2 protein-coding genes and 1 pseudogene are annotated in these 2,063 nt (G+C 74.5%); 1 reads left to right on the top strand and 2 read right to left on the bottom strand.

Translation table 11 applies throughout. From position 1 onward, the window contains the following. Positions 1–493 (top strand): annotated as a pseudogene (locus H5J30_RS29525) (hypothetical protein); the annotation flags it as partial. Between the two features lie 27 nt (positions 494–520). On the opposite strand, the gene H5J30_RS29520 reads toward H5J30_RS29525, so the two are convergent. Both H5J30_RS29520 and H5J30_RS29515 read right to left on the bottom strand, forming a co-directional pair. After that, positions 521–1,546, bottom strand: a complete 1,026-nt coding sequence (locus H5J30_RS29520) for an alpha/beta hydrolase (protein ID WP_181790381.1) — start codon at positions 1,544–1,546, stop codon at positions 521–523. A gap of 60 nt (positions 1,547–1,606) precedes the next feature. Next, positions 1,607–2,063: phosphodiester glycosidase family protein (locus H5J30_RS29515; protein WP_181790379.1), on the bottom strand; the 457-nt coding region annotated here is incomplete at its 5' end.

The raw sequence follows: 2,063 nt of genomic DNA, 5'->3' as shown, positions 1-2,063 counted from the left end.
GCGCCTGCTCACCGGGCTGCTCCTCGCCCCGCTGGGCTGGTGCGCGTACCTGGCCTGGGTCGGGGTGCACGAGCGCAGCCCCTTCGGCTACTTCCGCGTCCAGGCCGCCTGGGGCAACCACATCGACGGCGGCGCCGCCCTCGCGGCCTTCATCGGGGGCCTCCTCACCGGCCCCTGGCCCTCCCCTCTCGGCGGCGCCGCCCTGTGCGCGGCGCTGGGGCTGGTCGGCCTGCTCCTGTGGCTCTGTGTCCGCCGGCGGCTGCCGCCCGCCCTGGTCACGTACGCCTGTGCCGTCGTCGCCCTCTCCCTCGTCGGCTCCGCCTACTTCGGGTCCCGCCCCCGCCTCATGACCCCGGCCTTCCCGCTGCTGCTCCCCCTGGCGGCGCCCATGGCGCACTGGCCCGTGCGGCGGGCGGCGGTGGTGGTCGGCTCGGTGGCGCTGGTCTCGGGCACGTACGGCGCGGTGGTGCTGCTGGGCAACGGGCCGCCGTGAGCGGCCCGTTGCCCAGGCGGCCTGCCGTCAGCGCACCTTCAGCGCGCCCAGCAGCATCGGCAGCGAGGCGTGCAACTCCCGCTCCCAGTACGCCCAGCGATGGGTGCCCGGACCGTAGAGGTTGGTGATCACCTTCTTGGCGCCGACCCGCTTCAGCTCGGCGGCCAGCGCCTGGTTCTGCCTGTTGAAGTCGGCCTCCAGCGCGTCCGTGGCGCCGGGCGGGTCGAGGGGGCCCGCCGTGCCGTCGCCGCAGGAGAGGTAGACCGGCGTCGACTTCAGCTTCTTCGCCAGGTAGTACGGGTCGTGGGCCTGCCAGATGGCGCGCTGGTCGACCGGGTCGCCCCAGACGCGGCGCGGGTCGTCGCCCTGGCCGCCGAAGAAGCCCATGATGCGGTTGACGGACTCGTCGTTGAGCAGCGGGTGCGCGGCGCCGGAGTAGGCGGCGGCGGCCTTGAACATGCCGCGGTGCCTGGCCGCGTACATCAGCGCTCCCTGGCCGCCCATCGACAGGCCCGCGACCACCCTGTCGGAGCTTGCTCCCCAGTCGCTTTCGAGCAGCCGGCGCAGCTCGTCGGTGTGGAAGGTCTCCCACGCCGGGTCGCCGCCCTTGCCGAAGTTCCACCAGTTGCTGTACCAGCCGTTCCAGCCGGCCTCGGGCATGACGACGAGGACGTCGCGCAGGCTGTCGGTGTCCTCGACGTCGGTCGCGGACGTCCACGAGGTGTAGTCGCCGCAGCAGCCGTGCAGCAGCCACAGGGTGGGCCACTTCTGGCCGGGCTCGTCCGGGTCCCAGCCGTCGGGGGTCAGCAGGCGTACGGGGACGGTGCGCCCGCCGAGGGCCGGGGACCGTACCGACAGGTCGACCAGGCGCTCGCCGACCCGGGTGACGCCGACGACCTCCGCGTCACCCCGGGGGCCGCCGCCCTTCGCGGCGGCTCCCGGCGCCGCCTCCGGGGCCGCTGCGGCGAGCGAGGGGGCGGCGGGGACGAAGGTGAGGAGCAGGGCGGAGAAGAGGAGTAGCAAGCGGTTTCTCACGGTCAGAACGGGTACCACGGCGGCTCCTTGGTGAGGGTGGAACGTTCGGACGGTGCTGGGTCTCGGAGTGTGGCGGCGTCAGCGCCGCTTCGGCAGGATCAGCAGCGCGTCGCCGACGGGGCGCTCCCCCGCCGCGTCGGACGGGTCGTTGACCACCTCGCCGCCGACGACCATCGTGGTCGAGCCGCCGCCGTCGAGGTTCACGGCGTCGCGCAGGCCCAGGGCGCGGGCGACCTCGGCGCTCTCGGGGATGCTGAGGCCGAGGGAGTCGGTGGCGCGGCCGTCGGCGGTGACGAGGACGGTGCGTCCCGCGGCGTCGACACCCGCGAGGGTGCGCGGATTCCGCTTGTGCATCCAGCCGTAGTAGAAGCTCGGGTTGCCGGGCTGGACCATGCCGTCCGCGGTGGGCGTGACGTGGGTGCGGCCGTCGCGGACGAGTTCGGGGCCGCCGTTGACGACGGCCGTGCCGGGCGGGGTGGCCACCGGCCGGCCGCGGTCGTCGCGCAGCCCGTGGCGTATCCGGAGCTTCTCGCCG

The organism is Streptomyces phytophilus (genome assembly GCF_013870535.1).
GTDB lineage: Bacteria > Actinomycetota > Actinomycetes > Streptomycetales > Streptomycetaceae > Streptomyces > Streptomyces phytophilus.
The sequence above is the reverse complement of the archived record's forward strand: the minus strand, read 5'-3'. Positions and strand labels throughout refer to the sequence as shown.